The 23,961-nt window shown below is 68.4% G+C and carries 30 protein-coding genes; 20 read left to right on the top strand and 10 right to left on the bottom strand.

Going from position 1 to position 23,961, the window contains the following annotated elements; genetic code table 11:
* The first annotated feature begins 84 nt into the window (after window positions 1–84).
* The 3 genes from ACOZBP_RS07095 (at window position 85) to ACOZBP_RS07085 (ending at window position 1,931) form a co-directional block, all read left to right on the top strand.
* Window positions 85–606: a hypothetical protein gene (locus ACOZBP_RS07095; protein WP_422675699.1), complete on the top strand. Its 522-nt coding sequence runs from the start codon at window positions 85–87 to the stop codon at window positions 604–606.
* 61 nt (window positions 607–667) lie between these two features.
* A complete protein-coding gene (locus tag ACOZBP_RS07090; protein ID WP_422675698.1) occupies window positions 668–1,300 on the top strand; it encodes a LysE family translocator in 633 nt (210 codons plus the stop codon).
* Window positions 1,301–1,373: 73 nt separating this feature from the next.
* Entirely contained in the window at window positions 1,374–1,931 is a 558-nt protein-coding gene (locus ACOZBP_RS07085) for a CC0125/CC1285 family lipoprotein (RefSeq protein ID WP_422675697.1), read from the top strand.
* A gap of 157 nt (window positions 1,932–2,088) precedes the next feature.
* On the opposite strand, the gene ACOZBP_RS07080 is transcribed toward ACOZBP_RS07085, so the two are convergent.
* Complete coding sequence (locus tag ACOZBP_RS07080; RefSeq protein ID WP_422675696.1) at window positions 2,089–2,829, bottom strand: DUF6065 family protein; 741 nt, start codon at window positions 2,827–2,829, stop codon at window positions 2,089–2,091.
* Between the two features lie 71 nt (window positions 2,830–2,900).
* Here ACOZBP_RS07080 and ACOZBP_RS07075 point away from each other — a divergent pair, with 71 nt between their 5' ends.
* Genes ACOZBP_RS07075 through map form a run of 3 tightly spaced genes read left to right on the top strand, consistent with a single transcriptional unit; the run spans window position 2,901 to window position 4,465 of the window.
* Entirely contained in the window at window positions 2,901–3,431 is a 531-nt protein-coding gene (locus ACOZBP_RS07075; protein ID WP_422675695.1) for a prolyl-tRNA synthetase associated domain-containing protein, read from the top strand.
* A 54-nt stretch (window positions 3,432–3,485) separates the two neighbouring features.
* On the top strand, window positions 3,486–3,698 hold the full coding sequence (locus ACOZBP_RS07070) for a ParD-like family protein (protein WP_422675912.1): 213 nt from the start codon (window positions 3,486–3,488) through the stop codon (window positions 3,696–3,698).
* Window positions 3,695–4,465, top strand: a complete 771-nt coding sequence (map, locus tag ACOZBP_RS07065; protein WP_422675694.1) for a type I methionyl aminopeptidase — start codon at window positions 3,695–3,697, stop codon at window positions 4,463–4,465. Before ACOZBP_RS07070 ends, map begins: the two co-directional genes overlap by 4 nt.
* A 29-nt stretch (window positions 4,466–4,494) precedes the next feature.
* Here the strand turns inward: map and ACOZBP_RS07060 are convergent, their stop codons facing one another.
* Window positions 4,495–5,079 (bottom strand): hypothetical protein, encoded by a 585-nt coding sequence (locus ACOZBP_RS07060; RefSeq protein ID WP_422675693.1) that lies wholly within the window; start codon window positions 5,077–5,079, stop codon window positions 4,495–4,497.
* Between the two features lie 292 nt (window positions 5,080–5,371).
* Here ACOZBP_RS07060 and ACOZBP_RS07055 point away from each other — a divergent pair, with 292 nt between their 5' ends.
* From ACOZBP_RS07055 to ACOZBP_RS07030, 6 genes are all read left to right on the top strand, one after another.
* Window positions 5,372–6,271, top strand: coding sequence for a tetratricopeptide repeat protein (locus tag ACOZBP_RS07055; protein WP_422675692.1), 900 nt, complete (start codon window positions 5,372–5,374; stop codon window positions 6,269–6,271).
* Between the two features lie 11 nt (window positions 6,272–6,282).
* Window positions 6,283–6,942, top strand: a complete 660-nt coding sequence (locus tag ACOZBP_RS07050; protein WP_422675691.1) for an LON peptidase substrate-binding domain-containing protein — start codon at window positions 6,283–6,285, stop codon at window positions 6,940–6,942.
* 133 nt (window positions 6,943–7,075) lie between these two features.
* On the top strand, window positions 7,076–7,270 hold the full coding sequence (locus ACOZBP_RS07045; RefSeq protein WP_422675690.1) for a Trm112 family protein: 195 nt from the start codon (window positions 7,076–7,078) through the stop codon (window positions 7,268–7,270).
* A 92-nt stretch (window positions 7,271–7,362) separates the two neighbouring features.
* The gene (locus tag ACOZBP_RS07040) at window positions 7,363–7,515 is read left to right on the top strand and encodes a hypothetical protein (protein WP_422675689.1); all 153 of its coding nucleotides are present in this window, start codon (window positions 7,363–7,365) and stop codon (window positions 7,513–7,515) included.
* Complete coding sequence (locus ACOZBP_RS07035; RefSeq protein WP_422675688.1) at window positions 7,512–7,733, top strand: hypothetical protein; 222 nt, start codon at window positions 7,512–7,514, stop codon at window positions 7,731–7,733. Before ACOZBP_RS07040 ends, ACOZBP_RS07035 begins: the two co-directional genes overlap by 4 nt.
* Window positions 7,730–7,927: a hypothetical protein gene (locus tag ACOZBP_RS07030; RefSeq protein ID WP_422675687.1), complete on the top strand. Its 198-nt coding sequence runs from the start codon at window positions 7,730–7,732 to the stop codon at window positions 7,925–7,927. Before ACOZBP_RS07035 ends, ACOZBP_RS07030 begins: the two co-directional genes overlap by 4 nt.
* 69 nt (window positions 7,928–7,996) lie before the next feature.
* Here the strand turns inward: ACOZBP_RS07030 and ACOZBP_RS07025 are convergent, their stop codons facing one another.
* Window positions 7,997–9,247, bottom strand: coding sequence for a UbiH/UbiF/VisC/COQ6 family ubiquinone biosynthesis hydroxylase (locus ACOZBP_RS07025; RefSeq protein ID WP_422675686.1), 1,251 nt, complete (start codon window positions 9,245–9,247; stop codon window positions 7,997–7,999).
* A gap of 144 nt (window positions 9,248–9,391) precedes the next feature.
* On the opposite strand from ACOZBP_RS07025, the gene ACOZBP_RS07020 reads away from it, so the two are divergent.
* From ACOZBP_RS07020 to xth, 3 genes are all read left to right on the top strand, one after another.
* Window positions 9,392–11,869 (top strand): DNA translocase FtsK 4TM domain-containing protein, encoded by a 2,478-nt coding sequence (locus ACOZBP_RS07020; protein ID WP_422675685.1) that lies wholly within the window; start codon window positions 9,392–9,394, stop codon window positions 11,867–11,869.
* 301 nt (window positions 11,870–12,170) lie between these two features.
* On the top strand, window positions 12,171–12,806 hold the full coding sequence (locus tag ACOZBP_RS07015) for a LolA family protein (RefSeq protein ID WP_422675684.1): 636 nt from the start codon (window positions 12,171–12,173) through the stop codon (window positions 12,804–12,806).
* Window positions 12,807–13,012: 206 nt separating this feature from the next.
* Window positions 13,013–13,810: an exodeoxyribonuclease III gene (gene xth, locus ACOZBP_RS07010; RefSeq protein WP_422675683.1), complete on the top strand. Its 798-nt coding sequence runs from the start codon at window positions 13,013–13,015 to the stop codon at window positions 13,808–13,810.
* 115 nt (window positions 13,811–13,925) lie between these two features.
* Here xth and ACOZBP_RS07005 read toward each other — a convergent pair whose 3' ends face one another.
* The 4 genes from ACOZBP_RS07005 to ACOZBP_RS06990 form a co-directional block, all read right to left on the bottom strand.
* Entirely contained in the window at window positions 13,926–14,048 is a 123-nt protein-coding gene (locus tag ACOZBP_RS07005; RefSeq protein ID WP_255500235.1) for a hypothetical protein, read from the bottom strand.
* Between the two features lie 98 nt (window positions 14,049–14,146).
* Window positions 14,147–15,070, bottom strand: a complete 924-nt coding sequence (gcvA, locus tag ACOZBP_RS07000) for a transcriptional regulator GcvA (RefSeq protein ID WP_422675682.1) — start codon at window positions 15,068–15,070, stop codon at window positions 14,147–14,149.
* 7 nt (window positions 15,071–15,077) lie between these two features.
* The gene (locus tag ACOZBP_RS06995; RefSeq protein WP_422675681.1) at window positions 15,078–15,764 is read right to left on the bottom strand and encodes a response regulator transcription factor; all 687 of its coding nucleotides are present in this window, start codon (window positions 15,762–15,764) and stop codon (window positions 15,078–15,080) included.
* 58 nt (window positions 15,765–15,822) lie between these two features.
* Window positions 15,823–16,533, bottom strand: coding sequence for a YggS family pyridoxal phosphate-dependent enzyme (locus ACOZBP_RS06990; RefSeq protein WP_422675680.1), 711 nt, complete (start codon window positions 16,531–16,533; stop codon window positions 15,823–15,825).
* Between ACOZBP_RS06990 and ACOZBP_RS06985 the strand changes: the two genes are divergently transcribed.
* Window positions 16,532–17,185, top strand: a complete 654-nt coding sequence (locus ACOZBP_RS06985; protein ID WP_422675679.1) for a thiamine phosphate synthase — start codon at window positions 16,532–16,534, stop codon at window positions 17,183–17,185. The genes ACOZBP_RS06990 and ACOZBP_RS06985 overlap by 2 nt on opposite strands.
* Before the next feature lie 13 nt (window positions 17,186–17,198).
* Here ACOZBP_RS06985 and ACOZBP_RS06980 read toward each other — a convergent pair whose 3' ends face one another.
* Complete coding sequence (locus tag ACOZBP_RS06980) at window positions 17,199–17,594, bottom strand: NtrZ family periplasmic regulatory protein (RefSeq protein ID WP_422675678.1); 396 nt, start codon at window positions 17,592–17,594, stop codon at window positions 17,199–17,201.
* A gap of 332 nt (window positions 17,595–17,926) precedes the next feature.
* On the opposite strand from ACOZBP_RS06980, the gene ACOZBP_RS06975 reads away from it, so the two are divergent.
* From ACOZBP_RS06975 to holA, 4 genes are all read left to right on the top strand, one after another.
* Window positions 17,927–18,373: a DUF3576 domain-containing protein gene (locus tag ACOZBP_RS06975; protein WP_422675677.1), complete on the top strand. Its 447-nt coding sequence runs from the start codon at window positions 17,927–17,929 to the stop codon at window positions 18,371–18,373.
* 82 nt (window positions 18,374–18,455) lie between these two features.
* Window positions 18,456–21,038, top strand: a complete 2,583-nt coding sequence (gene leuS / locus ACOZBP_RS06970; protein WP_422675676.1) for a leucine--tRNA ligase — start codon at window positions 18,456–18,458, stop codon at window positions 21,036–21,038.
* A complete protein-coding gene (gene lptE / locus ACOZBP_RS06965) occupies window positions 21,038–21,520 on the top strand; it encodes an LPS assembly lipoprotein LptE (RefSeq protein WP_422675675.1) in 483 nt (160 codons plus the stop codon). Before leuS ends, lptE begins: the two co-directional genes overlap by 1 nt.
* Before the next feature lie 25 nt (window positions 21,521–21,545).
* A complete protein-coding gene (holA, locus tag ACOZBP_RS06960; protein ID WP_422675674.1) occupies window positions 21,546–22,598 on the top strand; it encodes a DNA polymerase III subunit delta in 1,053 nt (350 codons plus the stop codon).
* 240 nt (window positions 22,599–22,838) lie between these two features.
* On the opposite strand, the gene ACOZBP_RS06955 is transcribed toward holA, so the two are convergent.
* On the bottom strand, window positions 22,839–23,027 hold the full coding sequence (locus ACOZBP_RS06955; protein ID WP_422675673.1) for a hypothetical protein: 189 nt from the start codon (window positions 23,025–23,027) through the stop codon (window positions 22,839–22,841).
* A 34-nt stretch (window positions 23,028–23,061) separates the two neighbouring features.
* Window positions 23,062–23,946, bottom strand: coding sequence for a ParB/RepB/Spo0J family partition protein (locus ACOZBP_RS06950; protein WP_422675672.1), 885 nt, complete (start codon window positions 23,944–23,946; stop codon window positions 23,062–23,064).
* Between the last annotated feature and the right edge of the window lie 15 nt (window positions 23,947–23,961).

Raw genomic sequence — 23,961 nt, 5'->3', positions numbered from 1 at the left:
CGACAGCTTGCCTTACCGCGATTTCACTTGAGCTGATCCCTCCTTCGGCGGACCTTGCAGCGTCCGTCGAAGGAGAGATCCATCATGATCCGCGCCCTGTCGCTCGCCGCCGCCCTCGCCCTCCTGCCCGTCTCCGCCGCCGTGGCGCAGGAGGCCAGGACCTCGGCCGAGGTCCAGCTGGAAACCGCCGCCGCCGCTTTTGAAAAGAAGATGGAAGAGTTCGGCGAACGCGCCGAAGCCATTCAGGACGACGACGCCCTCAGCGAAACCGCCAAGGGCCTGCGCGTCGCCGCCCTCTGGTCCGAATATCAGCCCCATGTGGCCGCCTTCACCGACGTCGCGGCGCTGCAGGCCGGCGAAATCGCCAATCAGGCCCTGGCCGAGATCGATATCGACGCCATCGTCCAGGAAACCCTGCTCGGCGTCGCCCCCCTGGTTCAGGGCCTGGCCGCCAATGGCGCCTGGGCCCAGGCCGACCCCGACCAGATGGTCACCTACGGCCTGATGGCCGACTACGCCATCGGCCAGTCCGAGGCCGCGATTGAAGAGGTCAGCGAGGCGTTCGACGCCCCGGTCGCTCCGCCCGCACCGCCTGCCGAAGCCTGATCCCGCCGCCATCCCCGCGGAAGACTTGACCTGACCAGCGGCCCGCCGGAAAGGGATGGGCATGGCCGCGCTTCCCGTCGATCCGCATCTCTACGCCGCCTTTCTGGGCGTCATGGCCGTCATGGCGATCACGCCCGGACCGGCCAACCTGTTCGCCGTGGCGACCGGCATGGAGAAGGGCCGCGCCTCGGCCCTGATCGGCGTGGTCGGCATGAACGCCGCCACCCTGGTCTGGTTCGGCGCCGCCGCCCTGGGCCTCGGCGCCCTGGTCTCCGCCTTCCCGCAGGTCTTCCGCATCATCGCCGTCCTGGGCGCCCTGTATGTCGCCTGGCTGGGAATCAAGGCCCTGCGCGGAGCCTTCGCCACGGCCGCCAAGCCCGATCACGTCGAGGTCCGTCGCGGCCGCAGCGCCCTGGTCGACGGCTTCATGGTCCAGATCGCCAACCCCAAGGCCATCCTCTTCTTCACCGCCGTCCTGCCGCCCTTCCTCGACGTCAACCGCCCGGTCGCGCCCCAGCTGGCCCTGTTCGCCCTGGCCACCATCGGCATGGATGTCCTGTCGATGAGCGCCTACGGCCTCGGCGGCGCGGCCCTGGCGCGACAGATGACCGCGCCGCGTTTCCGCAAGGGTTTCGGCATAGTGGTCGGATGCCTGTTGATCCTGGCCGCCGTGCTGATCGTATCACGCCTGTGACAGCCGGGAACTTGACCGTTCACCCCTCGTTCAGATCGAAGGGCGTTCATTGAACGCTCAAGGAGAGTTTTCCATGATCAAGCTTCGCCAAACACCGGTGCTGATCGCTGTGGCGGGCATGCTCGCTCTGGGCGCCTGCGCGACCGCGACCCCCTATCAGCCCGCTGGCCTGAACGGCCAGCGCGGCGGCTATGCCGAGCAGCGCCTCGAATCCAATCGCTTCAGCGTCAGCTTCTCCGGCAACTCGGTCACCTCGCGTGACCAGGTCGAGATGTCGCTTCTGCTGCGTTCGGCCGAACTGACGGTCGAGAACGGCTACGACTGGTTCGCCACCGTGACGCGCGCCACCGACCGCGACACCCGTTTCTATACGACGCCCGATCCTTTCTACTACGACCGCTACGGCCCCTACTGGGGGCCCCAGTGGCGCTTCTACCAGCGCGGCTACTGGAGCACCTGGGATCCCTACTGGGGTCGTGACCGCGACATCCGCCAGGTCGACCGCTACGAGGCCACGGCCGAGATCATCATGGGCCGCGGTCCCAAGCCCGCCGGCGACCCCAACGCCTTCGACGCCCGCGAGGTCATCAGCAACCTCGGCAGCCGCGTCACGCGGCCTGTCTCCAAGTAAGGGGCGCTATCGCTCGCCGCGCGGCGGCTCGCTGCTTGAGCGCAGAGCGATAAGGACCAGAACTGAAAAACGCCCGCCTCAGTCGATGAGGCGGGCGTTCTGCTGTCTAGGGTCACGGCCTCAAGTAGCCCGAAGGGCGATAGGCCCGTGAAAAATGTCAGCCGACCCTGGGCGTCTTCAGCCGGCGCTTGTTGGCGTGGGTCGCCGGGGCGGTGCCCAGGGCCTCCGGCACCTCGCCCTTGAAGTAGAACCTCTGCCAGGCCTCTTTGGCCGCGTCGGGATCACCCGAGGCCAGGCGGGTGTTGAAGTCGGTGCGCGCCCGGTTCCAGGCCTCGAACTGGCCCTTCATGCCGGGATTGGACTCCAGCGAGCGGATCACGGGCTCGAAGGCCTCCACCTTGCGATGCTCGACCGGCAGGATGAAGCAGAAGGGCTCGCCCTTCTCGAACTTGACCTTGCCCGGCCGCGTGAAGATCCAGTTCATGGTGAAGGGGAAGGGCAGCCAGTCGGTCTCGATCAGGCCCGTCAGCGGCTGGATGCCGTCCTTGACATGGTTGGGCGACCCCTGGGCCAGCATGCCCCAGCCCGGCGGCGTCCTGAACAGGTACTGGGGGTGCATGGTCAGCACCCCGCGCGAGAAGTGCGAGGTGACGAAATGGTCCAGCTCCGGCTGCGGCCGATCCGGCGTGATCTTGATGTCCGACTGGGCCGGGCCGCCGTTCCACTCGGCGGTGAAGCCGAAGGGGCACAGGATCTCCCAACCCGTGGTGTTGGCCATGGTCAGCGGCAGGCAGCGATAGGGGTGCCGGCTGGCGAAGGCGTCCATCCAGTTGCGCGACTGGCGACCCGGCACGAGGTCGCACGGCCGAGCGTTCATCGGATAGCATTCCAGTTCCAAGACGCGGCTCCCGAGGATAACAATATCAGCCTCCTCCCTATCGCCCCCGCCGCCCGCCCGACAAGGCCGAGATGAACGACACCGCCGCCGAACTTTCCGTCCCCGCCTATGACCGCGCCCGCCTGCTGGTCTGGATGGCCGAAAACGGCGTGGCCCAGACCACCCACGACCACCCCGCCGTCTTCCGCGTCGAGGAGGGGCTGGACCTCAAGGCCGACATGCCGGGGCTGCACACCAAGAACCTGTTTCTCAAGGACAAGAAGGGCCGGCTGTGGCTGATCTCGGCGGCCCAGGACACGGTCATCGACCTGAAGCGCGCCCACCGGACCCTGGGCTCGGACCGCCTGTCCTTCGGCAACGAAACCCTGATGTGGGAGACCCTGGGCGTCCGCCCCGGCTCGGTCACGGCGCTGGGCCTGATCAACGACGACGACCGTCGCGTGACCTTCGTGCTGGATCAGCGTCTGTGGGACGCCGACATCGTCAACTTCCACCCCCTGACCAATACGGCGACCACCGCCCTGGATCAGGCCGCCTTCCGCCGCATGCTGACCCTGCTGGACCGCGAACCGCTGATCGTGGATTTCAACGCTCTGGACTGAGCCCCAGGCATTTGTATATACGGCATATACGAAACGTATATGCGAGGTCGCCCCATGGGCATCGTCAACATCGAGGACGAACTGCACGAGCAGCTGCGCCGGGCCAGCAAGGCCTCGTGCCGCTCGATCAACGCCCAGGCCGCCTTCTGGATCAGGCTCGGCATGCTGTGCGAGCTGAACCCCGGCCTGTCGTTTCAGGACCTGATGGCGCGCGAGTTGAAGGCGGCGGGCGTCGGCGCCCCTGATCTGTCGGCCGCCGCCGCATGACCAAGACCCCGGCCGAGATCGAACTGATGGCCGAGGCCGGGCGCCTGCTGGCCTCGGTCTTCACCCATCTGGACGGCCTGACGCTGGCGGGCCTGAGCACGCTGCAGATCGACGCCCTGGTCGAGACCTTCATCATCGATCAGTTGCAGGCCCGCCCCGCCAGCAAGGGCCAGTACGGCTACGGCTTCGTGCTCAACAGTTCGCGCAATCAGGTCGTCTGCCATGGCGTGCCGTCGGCCGACGAGATCCTGCGCGACGGCGACATCGTCAATCTGGACATCACCCTGGAGAAGCACGGCTTCATCGCCGATTCCAGCAAGACCTATCTGATCGGCGAGGTGGCCCGCCCCGCACGCCGTCTGGTCCAGACCACCTATGAGGCCCTGTGGAAGGGCATCCGCGCCGTCCGTCCCGGCGCCACCCTGGGCGACATCGGCCACGCCATCGAACGCCACGCGACGCGCAACGGCTATTCCATCGTCCGCGACTTCTGCGGTCACGGCATCGGCCGGGAAATGCACGAAGCGCCCCAGGTCCTGCATTTCGGCAAGCCCGGAACCGGCATGAAGCTGCGCGAAGGCATGGTCTTCACCATCGAGCCCATGCTGAACCAGGGCCGCCGCACCGTCGCCACCCTGGACGACGGCTGGACCGTCGTCACCACCGACGGCAAGCTGTCCGCCCAGTTCGAGCACACCGTCGCCGTCACCCGCGACGGCGTCCGCGTCCTGACCCTGCGCCCGGACGAGGCGCGGCTGGCCGCCTAGCCGGTTGGCGCCATGGCGCCGCCCGCCATCTACTGACCGGCTTTGGACGCCAGACGCGCTTCCGCCATTTCGTTCATCGCAACGGCTTGAAAATAGTGAATAACGTCCCTGTGGGCCTCGGCGCGAGTAGATGGCGACAAGGCCAGGGCATCGACAAGTCCTGCCGCCCCTTGGTCAGAAAACTCCGGTGCAGGCTGTCCCGCGAAAAACGATTGGGCATGGGCGACGAACAGAGCCTTGTCGGCCTGTGCAGCCTGAGCCCACACGGCGTCAAGCCGAGCCTGGGCGAGACCGTGCCGGCTCAACTTCAGGGCATTCGTGCTCTTCATGACGGTGCTCAGAAAGGCCGCCAAAAGCGCGTGATCCCGGTTGATATCCCCGCCGTCCGAACACCGTCGCGCGGGTTCCTGGATTTCACGTCGGAGGTTCTGAACCTCCCCGATCGCAGAGGGGCCTCCACGGGCATAGGCCGCCATGGTCGCCAACCGCATCTCGCGGCTTATGCCGAGGAAGACGCACCCTCCTACGCCGCCTGGCGCCTCAAGCTGCGCAGCGGCGCCAGGCGAAGCAGCCAGTACCGTGCAGAGAAGCGTGGCGGCGAAGATCTTGCGCATGACCGAGTCCCCCTTGAGACCCTATGCGTAGGACAGATACCCCCGATCGACAAATGGAGCATCGGCCCGCCAACGACCCTTCCTGACGCAACGCCCTGCTATGGCGAGACTCCATGACGGGCCGCGCGGCGGTCGATTTCAGACGATTCAGACGAATTGGACTCTGTTTTTTCGCCGCCGCCGCCTCTCCGCGCGGATAGGCGGCGCCTGCGTCCATTTCTGCGCTTGATGGCGAGGCATCCCGACGCCATCTGATCCGTTACGATTCTTCGACCCACACGCGGACCCGATCATGACCTTCGCCGACCCGACGCTGAACACGCCCGACGACCTGATCAAGAACGGCACGGACGCCTCCTTCATGGCCGACGTGATCGAGGCCTCGAAGCATCAGCCGGTCATCGTCGACTTCTGGGCTACGTGGTGCGGTCCTTGCCGGACCCTGGGTCCGGCGCTGGAAAAGGCCGTGCGCGGCGCCAAGGGCGCGGTGAAAATGGTCAAGATCGACGTCGACGCGAACCCGGCCTATGCGGGCCAGCTGCGGGTCCAGTCGATCCCGACCGTCTACGCCTTCGTCGACGGCCAGCCCGTCGACGGCTTCCAGGGCGCCGTGCCGGACAGCCAGATCAAGGCCTTCATCGACAAGCTGACCGGCGGCGCCGGGGTCAACACCGACGTCGAACAACTGCTGTCGCTGGGCGAGGAGTCCCTTGGTCTCAACGACCTCGGCGGCGCGGCCCAGGCCTTCGCCCACGTCCTGACCATCGAGCCCGAGAACCCCAAGGCCATCGCCGGCATGGCCCGCGTCTATCTGGCCGAAGGCGACACGGAACAGGCGCGCCAGACCATCGCCATGGCCCCGGCCGACTCCACCGATCCCATGGTGCAGAGCGTCCGCGCCCAGCTGTCGCTGGCCGCCTCGGCCCCGACCGGCGCCACGGCGGAGCTGGAAAGCCGGATCGCCGCCGATCCCAACGACCATCAGGCCCGCTATGACCTGTCTCTGGCCCTGGCCTCGGCCGGCGACCTGGGCGGGGCGGTCGATCAGCTGCTGGCCATCGTCAAGGCCGACCGCGAGTGGAACGACCAGGCCGCGCGCAAGCAGCTTCTGACCGTGTTCGAGGCCGCCGGGGGCGCCAGCGAGGTCGCCCGCGACGGCCGCCGCCGGCTGTCCTCGATCCTGTTCGCCTGACGGGGGCGGCGATGGCTCAGGGCTATATCAAGGCGATTGAACTGCCCCAGGTGATCCCGGTTTTCCCCTTGCCGGGCTCGATCCTTCTGTCGCGCGGCCAGCTGCCGTTGAACGTGTTCGAGCCGCGCTATCTGAACATGGTCGACGACGCCATGGCCGGCGACCGCATCATCGGCCTGATCCAGCCCCTGACCAGCGCGCTGGAGCCCCAGCCCCCGCTGGCCCGCGTCGGCTGCGCCGGGCGTGTCACCAGTTTCAACGAGACCTCGGACGGGCGCTATCTGATCACCCTTACGGGGGTCTGTCGGTTTCGCGTGACGACCGAACTTCAGGTCAAGACCCCCTACCGTCAGGTGCGGGCCGATTTCGTCCCCTTCGAGGCCGACCTGCGGGCGCCCGATCCCGGCGCGGAATTCAACCGCGACCACTTCCTCGACGCGCTCCGCCCCTATCTGGAGCACCGCGGCCTGAACGTGGATTGGGACACGGCCGAGATCGCGCCGCAGGAAGCCCTGATCAACAGCCTGTCCATGGCCCTGCCCTTTGAACCGCCCGAGAAACAGGCGCTTCTGGAGGCCTCGACCCTGGAGGACCGGGCCGAGGCCCTGACCGCCCTCCTTCGCATCGACGCCGCCGACGACAGCGACGAAGACGGTCCGGCGATGCAGTGACGGGCTCAAGTAGCGCCAACCAAGTCTGGGCGCTAAAACGCCCTCAAGCAGTGAGCGACCGCGTCGCGAACGATAGGGCCTAAACCCCCTCAAGCAGCGAGCCGCCGCGCGGCGAGCGATAGGGTCTAAAATTATGAGCGACGCCTTCAACACCCCCGTCTCGGTCGACCCCCGCCTGCTGGAGGTTCTGGTCTGCCCCGTCACGCGCGGCCGCCTGACCTATGACCGCGAGCGCCACGAACTGGTCTCGGCCGGGGCCAGGCTGGCCTTCCCCATCCGCGACGGCGTGCCGATCATGCTGGTCGAGGACGCCCGCCCGCTCGACTGACGGCCTTACGCCGCGCTTAGGCGGCGGCCCGCTTTCCTCATCGCGCCCTTATGCGACCAAGGTGTCTTCTTCAGGCTCTGAAGGAGACCCCCATGAGCCGCCGCGCCCTGTTGAACCAGTCCCTGAACCCCGCCGCGCCGTCTGGCGCCGCATCTCCCGGTGTTTGGCGCATGACCCAGACCCTGCTGGCCCTCTATCTCGGCTGCACGCCTCGCGACCCCGCCGATCGGAGCCGGCCGCGATGATGACCGGCTATCCCGACGCCTCGGTCCCCGAGGCCCCGTCTGCCGCCCCGCCGCATCGCTGCCGCACCTATGGCGTCGTCGCCCGCGACGGCGGCTGGTGCGTCACCCTGGACAGTTGCGCCACCCGGCCCTTTCCGGATCAGGAAGCGGCCCTGCGCATCGCCCGCCAGCTTCAGCGCCAGGCGGACCGCCTGAACCACGCCGAGCCCGGGTCATGACCGCCCGACCGCTTGTCTCGCCGCCACGGCGGGTGCTGTTCGAGATCCAGAGAGCGGGCCGGGTCTGGCGCCTGGCCTCTTCGGACGGGCTCTTCTTCGGCCTGTTCCAGACCCGCGCCTCGGCCCTGCGCTGCGCTGTCGAGGAAGCCGACCGCCGCGACGGCGGCGACGTCCTGCTGCACACCCACGACTGATCACCTGCTGCGCCGACCTGCCCTCAAGCAGCGAGCGCCTGCGGCGCGAGCGATAGGGCCTCTTCGCTTTTAGAGGCTCTCGCCGCGCAAGAGGCGAGGCAGATCCCCGGTCGCCCCGCCCGCCTCGTGCATGAAGGCGCGGCGCAGGGGGGCGATGCGGTTGACCGCCGCCATGCCCAGATCGCGCGCCAGCCGCACCGGCGGCAGGTCGTTCGAGAACAGCCGCACGAAGCCGTCGAAGCCCGCCGCCAGGGCCGCATTGTCGAAGCGGCGCCAGCGGGCGTAGCGCTCCAGCACCAGCTCCGAGCCGATGTCCTCGCCGATCCGCACGGCATCGGAGAGCACCTCGGCCAGGGCGGCGGCGTCCTTCAGCCCCATGTTGAGCCCCTGACCCGCCACCGGATGCACCCCGTGGGCGGCGTCGCCCAAGATGGCGATGCGCGGCGCGACCAGCTTCTCGGCCAGGCTGAGCGACAGCGGATAGACAAAGCGCGGCCCCACCACCTCGACGCCGTCGAGGAACTCGCCGAAGCGCCGCATCAGGTGGGCGTGGAAGGCTTCGTCCGAGGCGGCCTTCAACGCCTCGGCCCGGCGCGTGCTTTCGGTCCAGACCAGGCTGGCCCGCTGCTCCGTCAGCGGCAGGATGGCGAAGGGGCCGTCGGGCAGGAAATACTCATGGGCGACATTGCCGTGGTCGCGGCCCAGCCTGACCGTCGCCACCACGCCGCTCTGGCCGTAGCTCCAGCCGAAGGTGTCGATCCCGGCGGCCTGACGCACGGTCGAGCCGCGTCCCTCAGCGCCCACGACCAGGGGCGCCTGCATGGTCGAACCGTCCTTCAGCGTCACCGTCGCCAGACCCGGCCCGACATCGACAGCGGCCACGGCCGCAGGCGCGCGGACCTCGATCCCGGCCGCGGTCACGGCCTGCGCCAGGCCCGTGCGGATGCGGCGGTTCTCCAGCATATAGCCCAGGGGCTCGCCGCCGTTGCGGTCGCCGATCTCTTCGGCGTCGAAGCGGATGAAGGCCGGCGACGGCGGCCGGCTGGCCGCGCCCGGCCGCTTGCCGTCCGTCACCAGGATGCGGTCCATGCGGCAGGCGTGGGGACGCAGGCTCTCGCCCAGACCGAGCGCGTCCAGCATGCGGAAGGTCGAATAGGCGACAGCGGTCGACCGCCCGTCGAAGGTCGGCGCCAGCTGGGCGTCGAACGGCTGGGGATCGACCAGCACCGGCTTCAGCCCGCCCTGCGCCGCCGCGAGCGCAAATGTGGCGCCCGCCAGTCCCGCGCCCGCGATGATGATGTCGTAGTCCGTCTGAGCCATGCCGCCTGTGTCGCGCCGATGGCCGTCCGCGTCCAGAGGCCACAGACGGGGCCAGACGTCGCGGGCGCCGGATCGCCGCCTGGTAAACAGCCCCTTAACCCTGTCGCGCGACAAGGGAGGCCTAGTCTTCTGAGGTTCGCCTTCATGTCCGCCGCCCTCGCGCTCGGCCAACGCGCCTGGTCCACCGCCCGCATCGTCTGGAGCGCGCCCTTCGCCGTGCGCTTCCGCGGCGTGCTGCAAGCCCTGCTATCGACCCTGCTTCTGGTCGCCATGGTCTCGTGGAACCCGGCGGACCCCAGTCTGAACGCCGCCTCGACGCAAGGCGCGACCAACTGGCTGGGCGCGACGGGGGCGACCTTCGCCGACCTGATGATGCAGTCGCTGGGACTGGCGGCCTGGCCCGCCGTCCTGCTGCTGATCGCCTTCGGGCTGGCCACCGCCATCGGCGACGCGTTGCAGCACCGGTTGCAGCCGACGGCCTTCAAGGTCTTCTGCTCGGTCTCGGGCGTCCTGCTCCTGTCCGCCGCCCTGTCGGCCCTGGCCGCGCCCGCCAGATGGCCGCTGGCCGCCGGGTTGGGCGGCCTGTGGGGCGACGGCGTCACGGGCCTGTCCGCGCAAGGGCTCGCGGCCCTGCACATTCCGGGCGGACGCTGGATCGTCGGCGGCGTCTTCCTCGTCCTCGGCCTCTGGGCTCTGGGCTACGCCGTGGGCCTGCGCCTGCGCGACTTCGCCGACACCGCCGGCTGGGCCGCCGAGAAGCACGCGGCCCATCGCGCCGACCGCCCCGCCAGGGTCCAGACGCCGGCCAAGACCGCGCTCAAAGGCGACGCCCGCATCGTGGCCGAGGCCGCCGCCCCGGCTGCGCGCAAGCCTCGCCGCGCGCCTGAGCCGGAAGCCCCGCCAGCCGACCATGCGACCGAGGACAATCCCTACGCCGCCGATCCCTATGCCGACGACGACGCCCCCAGCGCCTCCGTCCCGCCGTGGGAAGACGCCGCCCCCGTCGCCCCCATCGCGCCGCCGTCCGCACGCGGCGCCACCCGCGCCGCCGAACCCAGGGTCGCCGCTGTCAAGGCGCCCAAGCCCCGCGACACCGCCGACCAGCAGGCCTTCGACTTCGAACCCGGCGAGGGCTTTGACCTGCCCTCGCTCGGCATTCTGGCCAAGCCGCAACAGCGCGTCGGTTCGGTAGACGAGGAATCCCTGAAACAGAACGCCAAGATGCTGGAAGGCGTGCTGCAGGAGTTCGGCGTGCGCGGCGTGATTGATCAGATCCGCCCCGGCCCCGTCGTCACCCTCTATGAACTGGTGCCCGCGCCGGGGGTGAAGCATGGCCGGGTCGTGGCCCTGGCCGACGACATCGCCCGCTCCATGTCGGCCCGCGCCTGCCGCATCGCCGTGGTCCAGGGCCGCAACGCCATCGGCATCGAACTGCCCAACGCCAAGCGCGAGACCGTCTATCTGCGCGACCTGCTGGCCTCGGGCGAATACGACAAGAAGAGCCACCTGCTGCCGCTGGCTTTGGGCGAAACCATCGGCGGCGAGCCCTATGTCGCCGACTTGGCGCGCATGCCCCACCTGCTGATCGCGGGCACCACCGGCTCGGGCAAGTCGGTCGGGGTCAACGCCATGATCCTGTCGATCCTGTATCGCCACAGTCCGGCCGAGTGCCGCTTCATCATGATCGACCCCAAGATGCTGGAGCTGTCGGTCTATGACGGCATCCCGCACCTGCTGGCGCCGGTCGTGACCGATCCCAAGAAGGCGGTCGTGGCGCTGAAGTGGACCGTACGCGAGATGGAGGACCGCTATCGCCGCATGTCCAAGCTCGGCGTCCGCAACGTCGCCAGCTACAACGAGCGCGCCCGCGAGGCCCAGGAAAAGGGCGAGCATTTCGAACGCACCGTCCAGACCGGCTTCGACGAGCAGGGCCGTCCCGTCTACGAGTCCGAGAAGATCCGCCCCGAACCCATGCCCTATCTGGTTGTGGTCATGGACGAGATGGCCGACCTGATGCTGGTCGCCGGCAAGGACGTCGAAGGCGCCGTCCAGCGTCTGGCCCAGATGGCCCGCGCCGCCGGCATCCACCTGATCATGGCCACGCAACGCCCGTCGGTGGACGTCATCACCGGCACCATCAAGGCCAACTTCCCGACCCGGATCAGCTTCCAGGTCACCTCCAAGATCGACAGCCGCACCATCCTGGGCGAACAGGGCGGCGAGCAGCTGCTGGGTCAGGGCGACATGCTCTATATGGCGGGCGGCGGCCGCATCACCCGCCTGCACGGCCCCTTCGTCACCGACCAGGAAGTCGAGGAGGTGTGCAAGCACCTGCGCAGCCAGGCCGAGCCCGACTACCTCGACCTGATCACCGACGAACCGGACGGTGACGGCGACGGGGCCATGGGTGGCGACGACGGCATGTCGGGCGACGATCTCTATGACCGGGCCGTGGCCGTGGTCACCCGCGACCGCAAGGCCTCGACCTCCTACATCCAGCGCCGCCTGCAGATCGGCTACAACCGCGCCGCCACCCTGATCGAGCGCATGGAGCAGGAAGGCGTCGTCAGCCCCGCCAACCACGCCGGCAAGCGCGACATCCTGGCCGGCCCGCCGCCTTGATCTAATCGGCTGCGCCGAAGCGGCAGCTTCGCTGCCGGGCGCTATCGCTCGCGACGCGGTCGCTCGCTGCTTCAGCGCCCCCAGACCCGCGACAGTCTGCGGAACCGTGCGCCCTCTGCGCCCGTTGAAGCGCCCATGTCCTCAAGCAGCGAGGCTCCGCGAGCCGCGCGTTAGGACCCTTTACGATGAACGATGCTTCATCGGGCCGCCGAAATATGGTCAGGCTGGGGTCATGGGGTCGCCGCCTGGCTGCGGCTTGATGACCATCCGAACCCTCGTCCCGAACGGGAGAAGACAAGACATGACGATTTCACGCCGCGCCTTCGGCTTCAGCGCCGCCGCTCTCGCCCTCGTCGCCGCCGCGCCCGCCGCGGCCCAGTCCAGCCTGTCCGCCGAGGATCAGGCGACCCTGCGTCAGGCCCAGGCCTATCTGACCGCCCTGACGGCGGCCCAGGGCGCCTTCGTCGAGACCGGCCCGGGCGGCCAGCGCCGAACCGGCAAGTTCTGGCTGCAACGCCCCGGCAAGATGCGCTTCGAATACGCCGAGCCGGCGGGCCTGCTGGTCGTGGCCGACGGCAACAACGTCAAACGCTATGATCCGCGCCTGAACGTCTTCCGTCAGGTGCCGCTGGGGGCCACGCCGCTGTCGACCTTCCTGGCCCGTGAGGTTCGTCTGGATCAGGGCGTGCGCGTCGATCGCGTCACCCGCATGGCGTCGGGCGCCTTCGCCATCACCGCCCGCGACGCCTCCAAGCCTGCCGAGGGCTCCGTCATCCTGGCCTTCGCCGGTTCGCCGCTGCGGCTGCAGGAATGGACCATCACCGACGCGCAAGGGTCCCGCACGCGCATCCAGCTGACCTCGCTTCAGCCCGCCTCGGGGCTGGCCGCCAGTCTGTTCCAGCTGCGCGACCCGACCCGTCGTCCCAGCCGCAACTAAGGCGAGCGTCACATGGTCTGCACAGCCCTGACGCTTTTTCTTGATTTGACTTTTTTCGCCCGTGTGACATTCTGACCACAGAACGACGGCGGTCGTTCTGTCCGCCAAGGAATCATCCCCTCCCGGCGGCGAGAGAGACGAACTGAACAGCGCCCGGACCCGTTCCGGGCGCTTTTTTCGTGAGCCGCTCATGCTAAGGCCGGGTCATGAGCCTTCGCATCGTCACCTGGAACATCAACTCCGTCCGCCTGCGTATCGATCAGGTCGCCCGCTTCGTCGCCGAATACGCGCCGGACGTCCTGTGTCTGCAGGAGATCAAGTGCACCGAAGATCAGTTCCCGCGGCAGGCGTTCGAGGAGATGGGCCTGCCCCACCTGCGCATCGGCGGCCAGAAGGGCTGGCACGGGGTGGCCATCGCCAGCCGCCTGCCCATCCTCGATAATCCCAGGCTGGACCTCTGCCGCGAAGGTCACGGCCGCTGCATTTCGGGCCTGATCGAGGGCGTGGAGGTGCAGAACTTCTACATCCCGGCCGGCGGCGACCTACCCGACCGCAAGCTGAACCCGAAGTTCGATCACAAGATGGACTTCTATGAGCGGCTGACCGCCGAGATGAAGACCCGCGACCAGCAGCGGCCCCTGGTCCTGGCGGGCGATTTCAACATCGCGCCGGGCGACAACGACGTCTTCAATCACAAGTTCATGCTGAAGGTGGTCAGCCACACGCCGGGCGAGATCGAGACCCTGCGCCGGCTGCAGGACGCCGGCGGTTTCGCCGACGTGGTGCGCGACCAGATCCCGGACCCGGTCAAGCTGGCCAGCTGGTGGAGCTATCGCGCCAAGGACTTCCGGGTGTCGAACCGGGGGCTGCGGCTGGACCACCTATGGACCTCGCCGGGCCTGACGCCCGCCGTGGTCAAGGGCAGCGCGCGCATCCTCGACACGGTGCGCGAATGGGAGCGGCCCAGCGACCACGCCCCCGTGGTGATGGACCTGGACTTCTAAAGATTTCAGATGAGCAGACGACAGGCGGTCGGGGGAGCGACCGCCTGTCCTGGGAGCCTGGCGCGAAGATCTGAGTTCAGATGCGATCGCATCTGAACCGATTTCGCTATACGTCTCAGGCGGCGCCGAGCAGCTTGGCGCCGGCCAGAACGCCCAGCAGGATCAGGGTGACGCTGCCGGTGAAGACGACGACGGCTTCGAACGAGAAGGCGTCGGCGCGGGGATGCACGAGTTTCATGTCTGGGTCCTTTCGGCGGGGAGATCCGAATGCACCGAACATGGTCCATCGACCGCCTGTGGACAAACCACGGTTAGGCTGGGTCGAGTGAGTTTCAATCACTCGATAGGATCGGCGTGAGCCTCGGCCTCGATCCAGGCGAGGAAGCGGCGCAGCTTGGGCTCGTCGGCCCGTTCCGGCAGGACCACGGCCCAATAGGCCAGGTTGTTGGTCAGGGCGTGATCGACCGGCTGGATCAGCCGCCCCTCTCTCAGATCGTCGGCGGCCAGGGGCGCCGACGTCAAAGCCACGCCTCGCCCCGACAGGGCGGCCTCCAGCGCCAGGTGACTGTGGCTGAAGACCGGGCCGCGCAGGTTGTGGACACGCGGATCGACGACGCCCGCGCTCTCGAACCAGGCTTTCCAGCCCATGCGATCTGAATAGGGCATGTCGTGCCAGGATTCATGGATCAGAACGGCGTCCAGCAGGTCAGCCGGGGTGTGCATGGCCCGCGCCGCCGCCAGCGACGGGGCGCAGACCGGGATCAGACGTTCGCTCATCAACCGACGCGCGACCTGGCCGGGATAGGGGCCTTCGCCGTAGCGCAGGGCCACGTCGGCCTCGCCGTTCGACAGGTCGGCGATGCGGTCCTCGGCGAAGACGATCAGGTCGAGGTCAGGGTTGTCCTCGCTGAAGCGGTGCAGGCGCGGCGACAGCCACTTGCCCGCCAGCGACGGCAGGGCCGAGATCCGCAGCTGGCGGCTGCGGCCCGGTCGCACGGCCTCCAGCGCGCTTTCCAGCCGTTCGAAGGCGTCGGCCACGCCCTGGGCCAGACGACGGCCGTCGGCGGTCAGGACCACGGAGCGGTTGAAGCGGTCGAACAGACGCAGGCCCAGCCGCATCTCCAGCGCCTTGATATGGCGGCTGACGGCGCCGGGCGTGACGCCCAGCTCTTCGGCGGCCTCGCGGAAGCTGCCGAGGCGCGCCGCTGCGTCGAACGCCCGAAGCGCCACCAGCGGCGGGGTCGGACGACGCTCGCTCATGGCCTGGTCAGGGCTGGAGGCGGTAGCCGCCCGCGTCGGTCAGCAGCAGGCGCGCCTGACCGGGCTCGGGCTCGATCTTCTGGCGCAGGCGATAGATGTGGGTTTCCAGCGTGTGGGTGGTGACCCCGGCGTTGTAGCCCCAGACCTCGGTCAGCAGTTCCTCGCGCGACACAGGCTTGGCCCCGGCGCGATAGAGGTATTTGAGGATATTGGTTTCCTTCTCCGTCAGACGGACCTTCTTGCCCTTGTCGTCCAGCATCATCTTCGACGCGGGGCGGAACTCGTAGGGGCCGATCTGGAAGACGGCGTCCTCGGACTGCTCGTGGCTGCGCAGGTGGGCGCGGATCCGGGCCAGCAGGACGGCGAAACGGAAGGGCTTGGTGACGTAGTCGTTGGCCCCCGAATCCAGACCCAGGATGGCGTCGGAGTCCGACGACTGGGCCGTCAGCATGATGACCGGGGTCGAGACGCCGGCCTTGCGGATCAGGCGGCAGGCTTCACGGCCGTCCATGTCGGGCAGGTCGACGTCCAGCAGGATCAGGTCGGCGCGAACTTCGCGCGCCTGACGCACGCCGTCGGTGGCGGTGGCGGCCTGAACGGGACGAAACTCCTCGTGCAGGGCCAACTGCTCGGCCAGCGCCTCGCGCAGGTCGTCGTCGTCGTCGATGATCAGGATGGTCTTGGGCGTGGGCATGGGTAGAGAATGGCGAGGCTTGAGGGGTTCGCCAAGGGCGCTCCGCTATTTCATCGCTTCAAGAGGCCTTTAGAGGCGCATTTCGTTCCCCGAACAGGGCTGAGCCGACCCGGACATGGGTCGCGCCACAGCGAATGGCGGCTTCATAGTCGCCGCTCATGCCCATCGACAGGACCGACAGGCTGTTTCGCGCGGCGATCTCGGCCAGAAGTTTGAAATGCGGTTCGGGCCTTTCGTCGGCCGGAGGGATGCACATCACGCCCTCGACGGCCAGCCCGTGGCGATCGCGGGCGAGGGCGATCAGGGCGTCGGCCCGATCCGGCAGGACCCCGGCCTTCTGCGGCTCGGCGCCGGTATTGACCTGGACCAGCACGCGAGGACGCCGGCCGGTCTTGGCCATCGCCGCGGCCAGGGCGCCGGCGAGTTTTTCGCGATCCAGGGTCTCGATCACGTCGAACAATTCGACCGCCTCGACCGCCTTGTTGGTCTGCAACGGCCCGATCAGGCGCAATTCGAGCTCGGGCAAGGCGGCGCGGCGCGCGGCCCAGTGCAGTTGAGCCTCCTGCACCCGGTTCTCGCCGAAGACGCGTTGGCCGGTCGCCAGGGCCGCCTCAAGCGCCTCGGAGGGTTGGGTCTTCGACACGGCGGTCAGAACCACCGAGGCCGGGTCGCGGCCCGCCTCGACGCAGGCCTGGGCGATCCGATCGCGCACGGCGGCGACGCGATCATGGATGGACGGAAGGGCGGAAGCAGGATTAGAGGCGGTCATGACCCTCACCGAAGACGCGCAGGTCCTGTGGCGGACGGCGACGGCTCTAGCCCGTGCGGCGACGGCTGTCAGCCCGCCCGATAGGCCTGAAGGCCGCCCGCTGCCTCCGCTGCTCTTGTTCACCGACCCGACGCGGACGCCGCGTCCATGGGAAACCGCGGCTCGACTGCCGACGGGCGCTGCCGTGGTCTATCGGCATTTCGGCGCGGCCAGGGCGCTGGAGACCGGACTGCGACTGCGAGCGGCCACGAAGGGCGCGGGCGTCCGGCTCCTTGTCGGACTGGACGCCGATCTGGCCGACCGGATCGACGCCGACGGCGTGCATCTGCCGGAACGCGCGCTGTCGGCGGCCTATGCCCTGTCGGGACGACGGCCGGACTGGCTGCTGACCGGAGCGGCCCATTCGATGCATGCGGTGAAGGACGCACGCGATCTGGACGCCCTGGTGCTGTCTCCCGTGTTTCCCGCGGGCGGCGCCTCGGCGACCAGGGCGGCGCTGGGGATCGAAGGGTTCGAGGCGCTGGCGGCGGTCGCGCCCTGCCCCGTCTATGCTCTGGGCGGCATCTGCGCAGCCAATGCGCCGGCCCTGATCGAATCGGGCGCGTACGGGATCGCGGGCGTGGAGGCCATGCAGAACGCCTTCAGAGCCTGAAGGCCGAACGCGATCAGAATTTGAAGATGGTTTCCAGTCGAACGCGCGGCGCGGCGCGGCGGTCGGCGGCGCTCTCGGGCGCACGGGCCGGATCAACCTCCGGCGTCGCCAGATTGGCGGCGGCGCCAACCCGAAGACGCGGGCTCAGGCGATAATAGGCACCGGCCTCGACATCGCCCCAGTCGGTTTCGCGCCCAACGGGCTGATTCAGGTTGAAGTTCAGGCCCCAGCGGCCGCTGTCGTTCCAGCGCAGGCCGCGACGCTGCGGCGCAGGGGTCGATTGCGAAGCCTGGGCGGCTTCGGTCAGGGAGACGGCGGGCGCCCGGCGCGCCTGGGCCGAGGCGTCATGAGCCGTCCCGGCGATAGCCAGGGCGCTCACAGTCGCAGCGATGATCGCAACGAAACGCATCTTCCAACCCTTGCGACCGACGTTAAACCGCCGATCCTTGTTCCTGAACCCGAGCCGAAACTCGAGAACACAGCGATTAGACACCGCTGGTCCACCCGGTCAACGAAACGTAGTCATCCACAGGTCGTTCCGCACGACTCTTCGCGGCCCTGTGGCGCTGGCACCACGCCAATAAGTCGCCTTACCGGCGCTCGAACATCGGTTCGCCTTGTCACGGCCCCTTTTCACCGTGTTATAGAGCGTGGCTGCGGCGCAGACGTGCGCGGATCAGGGACGCCCGCGTCCAGGGTTCGCGTTGCGGCTCGGCCTCGAACCTTTACGGAGACCTCGGAATGGCTTTTGTTCGCGGCGCTGCGGTCGCCCTTATTGCGTCGGGACTGCTGCTCGGCGGCTGCTCCAGCCTGCCTTTCGCAGGCGGCAAGGAAGCCGCCCCCAAGGCTGACGCCCAACTGGGCATCGGCGTAAACGCCTATCTGTGGCGCGCCACGCTCGACACCCTGTCCTTCATGCCCCTGGCCAACGCCGATCCCTGGGGCGGCGTCGTCAACTATGACTGGCACGTCAATCCGCAGGCGCCGAACGAGCGCTTCAAAGCGACCGTCTTCATTCTGGATCGCCGCCTGCGCGCCGACGCCCTGAACGTTTCGGTGACCAAGGAGGTCAAGGACGCCGCCGGCGCCTGGACCCCCGCTCCGGTCGCGGCGCAGACGGAGACCGATCTGGAAAACGCCATCCTGACCCGCGCGCGTCAGCTCAACCTCGCCAACGCGGCTCGCTAAGAGCCGCCCTCGCCCGCCACCCCAACGCAGACCTCAGGGCCGCCTCAAGCTTCGCGCCTGAGGCGATACCTCAGGATACGCCGTGGCCACTCGTTACGAGCCCAAGACCGCCGAACCCCGCCAGCAGGCCCGCTGGGCGGCCGCTGACGCTTTTTCGGTGTCCAACGCCGACACCGGCCGTCCCAAATACTATGTGCTCGAGATGTTTCCCTATCCGTCGGGCAACATCCATATGGGCCACGCCCGCAACTATGTGATGGGCGACGTGGTGGCGCGCCACAAGCGGGCGCAAGGGTACGACGTCCTGCATCCCATGGGCTGGGACGCCTTCGGCATGCCGGCCGAGAATGCGGCCATGGAGCGCGGCGTCCATCCCGGCGACTGGACCTGGTCCAACATCGCCACCATGCGCGACCAACTTAAGCTATTGGGCCTGTCGCTGGACTGGAGCCGTGAATTCGCCACCTGCGACCCAGCCTACTACGGCAAGCAGCAGGCCTGGTTTCTGGAGCTGTACAAACGCGGTCTGGTCTATCGCAAGGACGGGGTGGTCAACTGGGACCCGGTCGACAATACGGTCCTGGCCAACGAACAGGTCATCGACGGACGCGGCTGGCGCTCGGGCGCACCTGTAGAGAAGCGCAAGCTGAACCAGTGGTTCCTGCGTATTACTCAGTATGCAGACGATCTGATCGACGGCCTGTCCGAACTGGAAGGCCGGTGGCCCGACAAGGTCCGCCTGATGCAGGAAAACTGGATCGGCCGGTCCAGGGGCCTGCAGATGAAATGGGCCTTCGCGCCCGACGCCGCGCCCGCCGGGCATGAGGCGGTCGAGGTCTACACCACTCGTCCCGACACCCTGTTCGGCGCCAGCTTCGTCGGCCTGGCCCCCGATCATCCGATCTCGAAACAGTTGGCCGAGGCCAATCCCGAGATCGCCGCCTTCGTCGCCGAATGCCGCAAGGGCGGGGCCTCGCAGGCCGAGATCGAACAGGCCGAAAAGATAGGCTGGGACACGGGCCTGAAGGTCGTCCACCCCTTCACCGGCGCCGAGGTTCCGGTCTGGATCGCCAACTTCATCCTGTCGGAATACGGCACGGGCGCCATCTTCGCCTGCCCCGCCCACGACCAGCGCGACCTGGACTTCGCCCGCAAATACGACCTGCCGGTGATCCCGGTCGTCCGCCCCGAGGGCGCCGACGATGACTTCGCCGTGGGAACCGAGGCCTATACCGGCCCCGGCTCCATCTTCCATTCCGACTTCCTGAACGGCCTGGACATCGACACCGCCAAGGCCGAGGCCATCGCCCGCATCGAGGCGACGGCTCAGGGCGAGGCCAAGACCATCTATCGCCTGCGCGACTGGGGCGTCAGCCGCCAGCGCTACTGGGGCTGCCCCATCCCCATCATCCACTGCGAGGCCTGCGGCCCGGTAGCGGTCCCGGCCGACCAACTGCCGGTTGAACTGCCCAAGGATGTGACCTTCGACGTGCCCGGCAACCCGCTGGACCGTCACCCGACCTGGAAGCACGTCAAGTGCCCGAACTGCGGCGGGGAAGCCCGTCGCGAGACGGATACGCTGGACACCTTCGTCGACTCCAGCTGGTACTTCGCCCGCTTCACTGATCCCAAGGCGGACGAGCCGATCAACAAGGCCGCCGCGTCGAAGTGGCTGCCGGTCGACCAGTATATCGGCGGCGTCGAACACGCGGTCCTGCACCTGCTCTACGCCCGCTTCATCACCCGCGCCCTGTCGGACGCCGGCCTGATGGACGTGAAGGAGCCGTTCGCCGGCCTGTTCACCCAAGGCATGGTGGTCCACGAGACCTATTACGAAGGCCATGAAGCCAGCGGCAAACCCCGTTGGGTCGAGCCCTCGGACGTGCGCATCGAGACCGTGAACGGCCAGCGCGTCGCCACCCGCCTGTCCACCGGCGCCGCCCTGACGATCGGCGACATCGAGAAGATGTCCAAGTCCAAGAAGAACGTGGTCGCGCCCCAGGACATCATCGCCGCCTACGGCGTGGACGCTGGTCGCCTGTTCGTCCTGTCCGACAGCCCGCCCGAGCGCGACGTCCAGTGGTCGGTCGGCGGCGTCGAGGGCGCCAGCCGCTTCGTCCAGCGCGTCTGGACCGAGTTCGACGGCTTCGACCCGGAGGCTGCGGCCAACGCCGACATCGACGCCAGCCTGATCCGCGAGACGCACAAGACCATCAAGGCGGTCAGCGAGGGCGTCGAGGGCTTCCGCTTCAACTCAGCCATCGCCAAGCTCTACGCCTTCCTGGCGACCCTGCGTCAGCACGACAAGGCGGGCGGCGAGGCCAGGAAGGCGGCGCTGGCGACCATGGCCCGCCTGATCGCCCCCTTCACGCCCCACCTGGCCGAAGAAGCCTGGGCGCGCCTTGGTGAAGACGGCATGGTTCTGGATGCGCCCTGGCCGGTGTTTGACGCCGCCCTGGCGGCGGACGACGAAGTCACCCTGCCCGTCCAGATCGGCGGCAAGCGCCGCGGCGAGGTCGTCCTGCCGCGCGGATCGGACAATGCGACGGTCGAGGCCGCTGCTCTCGCCAATCCGACGGTTCAGGCCTACCTTGCCGCCAACAACCTCAGCGTCCGCAAGGTGATCGTGGTGCCCGACCGTATCGTCAACCTGGTGGCCGGCTGATGCGTCGCGCCGTCGCCCTGATCGCCGTCGCGGGGGCCGCCCTGCTGTCCGGCTGCGGCTTCACGCCGATGTACGGGGACATGGGGGTCGGCGCGGGCCTGTCACGCATCGCCGTCGCCACGCCCGACAATCGCCTCGGCTACCGCCTGCGCGAGCAGTTGGAGGACGCCTTCGGCTGGAATGGAGCGGCGACGCCCCTCTATCGCCTGGCGACGGAGGTGACGCAGGAGCGTCGCCCTCTAGGCCGGCGTATCGACGACACGGCCAGCCGCTATGAGCTGACGGTCAAGGCCGACTGGACCCTGACCCCGGTCAGCGGCGGCGCCCCGATCAAGGGCTCCCAGACCACGACAACCACCTACGCCGCCGCCGACCAGCCCTATGCCGCCATCGCCGCCCAGCAGGACGGCGAGGACCGCGCCGCCGCCGATCTGGCGCGCCTGATCCGGCTGGACATGATGCGCGCCCTGGCGGGCCAGTGAGCCGCATTCTGAGGGGGATGGCCGCGTGATCCTGGCCAAGCGGCCCGAGGTCGACCGCTTTCTGAAGTCGCCAGACAGCCACATCCGCGCGGCCGTGATCCACGGCAAGGACCGCTCGGGCGTCACTGAGCGCGCTCTGACCCTCTACAAGGCCATCACGCCCGACCTGAACGACCCGTTCAACGTCACCTTCCTGACCGAGGCCGACATCGACGGCGACGCGGTCAAGCTGGAGGAGGCGCTGACGGCGCTGAGCATGATCGGCGGGCGGCGCCTGGTGCGCATCCGCCTGTCGGACGGCAAGCCCGGCGTCGACAAGGCCATCGCCGCCGCCCTGACCGTCCACGCCGACGGCGGCTACAACCCCGACGCCATGCTGGTCGTCGAGGCCGGAGCCCTGGGTCGCGAATCCGCCCTGCGCAAGGCCGCCGAGAAGTCGCCCGGCGCCGTCGGCATCGCCTGCTACGAGGACGAGGTCGGCGACGTCGCCCGCATGACCCGCGAGGCCCTCGGCGCCGACAAGGTCGGCCTGACCGGCGACGCCCTGGACCGCTTCGTCGCCCGCCTGCCCCGCGAACGCGGCCTGATGCGTCAGGAGATCGAGCGTCTGGTGCTCTATATCGGGCCTGGCTCGGGCCGCACTATCGACGTGCCGGAACTGGAAGAGCATCTGGGAGTCGAGCCCGACGCCTCCCTGTCCGACGCCGCCCTGCAGGCCTTTGGCGGACGCCCCGGCCCGGCCCAGTCGGGCCTGCGCCGCGCCCTTGCCGAGGGCGAAAGCGCCGTCATGGCGGTGCGCATGGCCGCCATCCACCTGGGAAAACTGCGCCGCATCAACGTCCTGCAAGCCTCCGGCGCCGGCGCCAAGGAGGCTGCGAAGTCCGCCGGCGTCTTCTGGAAACAGGAGGCCGAAATCCTGCGTCAGGCCCGCGCCTGGCGGCTGGAACTGCTCGACGAGGTCCAGGACAGCGTCAACACAGCCGACATCGCCACCAAGACCACGGGAATGCCCGAGGCCCTGATCGCCGAACGCCTGCTGCTGGAAATCTCCGCCCGCGCCAAACGCATGGGGCTTTAAGCTAGGGGGCCTATCGCGCTTCGCGCTACTTGAGGCCCATTCCTCTTGGCCCACCGGCCTTCGGCCTGCTTGCGCCCTCGTTTCTCTAGCCCTTCTCCCATTGGGAGAAGGTGGCCGCAGGGCCGGGTGAGGGTCGTCGGTCGCCTCCGGCGTAAGCCGCCGCCCTTCGGGTCGCCGTTCCCAATCGCTACGCTCCTGGAGGCTCAAGCCCTCTCCCGCAGGGAGAGGGAAAGCAAGGCGCTAGCCCCGCTTGGAGGCCTTGCGGAAGGCCGGCTTGTTCGCCGCCGCAGCCTGGCGCTGCATGGCCTTTTCGGGGGCCTTGCCCACGGTCTTGGCGCCGGGCTGGCCGCCTGGCGCCCCCGCCTTCTTGGCGGCGAGGGCGCGCTTCAGGGCTTCGGTCGCGCTGGTCTTGTCGGTTTGATCAGTCATGAGCCCACCCTAGCACGTCCTGACCAGAATCGTCCTAGCCGCGCATCAGGCGTCGGCACAGGTCGTCCAGCTGTTCCAGGGTGCCGTACTTGATGGTCAGCTCGCCCTTGCCGCCCTTGTCGGACAGCAGGACCTTCAGGCCCAGCGCGTCGGCCAGATCCTGCTCCAGGGCGACGACGTCGGCGGCGCCCTCCCCGTTTGCCGCCGGCCTGGACTTCGACGCCTTGGGACCGTCGACGGCGCGACGGGCCAGGGCCTCGGTCTGCCGCACGTTCAGCCCCTTGGATAAAACCTGTTCGGCCAGGGCCTCGGGGTTGGGGGCCGTGATCAGGGCGCGGGCGTGGCCGGCCGAGAGCCGGTTCTCCATGACGTGGGTCAGGACGCTGTCGGGCAGTTGCAGCAGACGCAGGGTGTTGGCGACGTGGCTGCGGCTCTTGCCGACCACGCCGGCCAGCGCATCCTGGGTGCGGCCGAAACGCGAGATCAGCGAGCCATAGGCCATGGCCTCTTCGACTGGGTTCAGATCAGCGCGCTGGACGTTCTCGATGATGGCGACCTCCATCACCTCCACGTCGTCCATCGGGCGTTCGATGATGGGCACGAATTTCAGGCGGGCGGCCTGGGCGGCGCGCCAGCGACGCTCGCCTGCGATGATCTGCCACATGCCGTCCTCGCCCGGCTGAGCGCGGACGAGGATAGGTTGCAGCACGCCCTTGTCGCGGATCGAGGCGGTCAATTCTTCCAGATGCTCGGCGCCGAACTGCTTGCGCGGCTGGTCGGGATTGGGCTTGAGGCTCTCGATCGGCACGGCGCGCACGCCCGTCGGCTGAACGCCGCCGTCGACCGGCGCGCTCTCGGCGACGTTTTCCCCCAGAAGGGCCGAAAGACCCCGGCCCAGACCACGTTGACGTTCGGACAAGATACTGATTCCGTT

Origin of the sequence: Brevundimonas sp. NPDC058933 (assembly GCF_049315965.1) — a bacterium.
Lineage (GTDB): Bacteria > Pseudomonadota > Alphaproteobacteria > Caulobacterales > Caulobacteraceae > Brevundimonas.
This window is presented reverse-complemented; position numbering and strand designations above follow the sequence as displayed.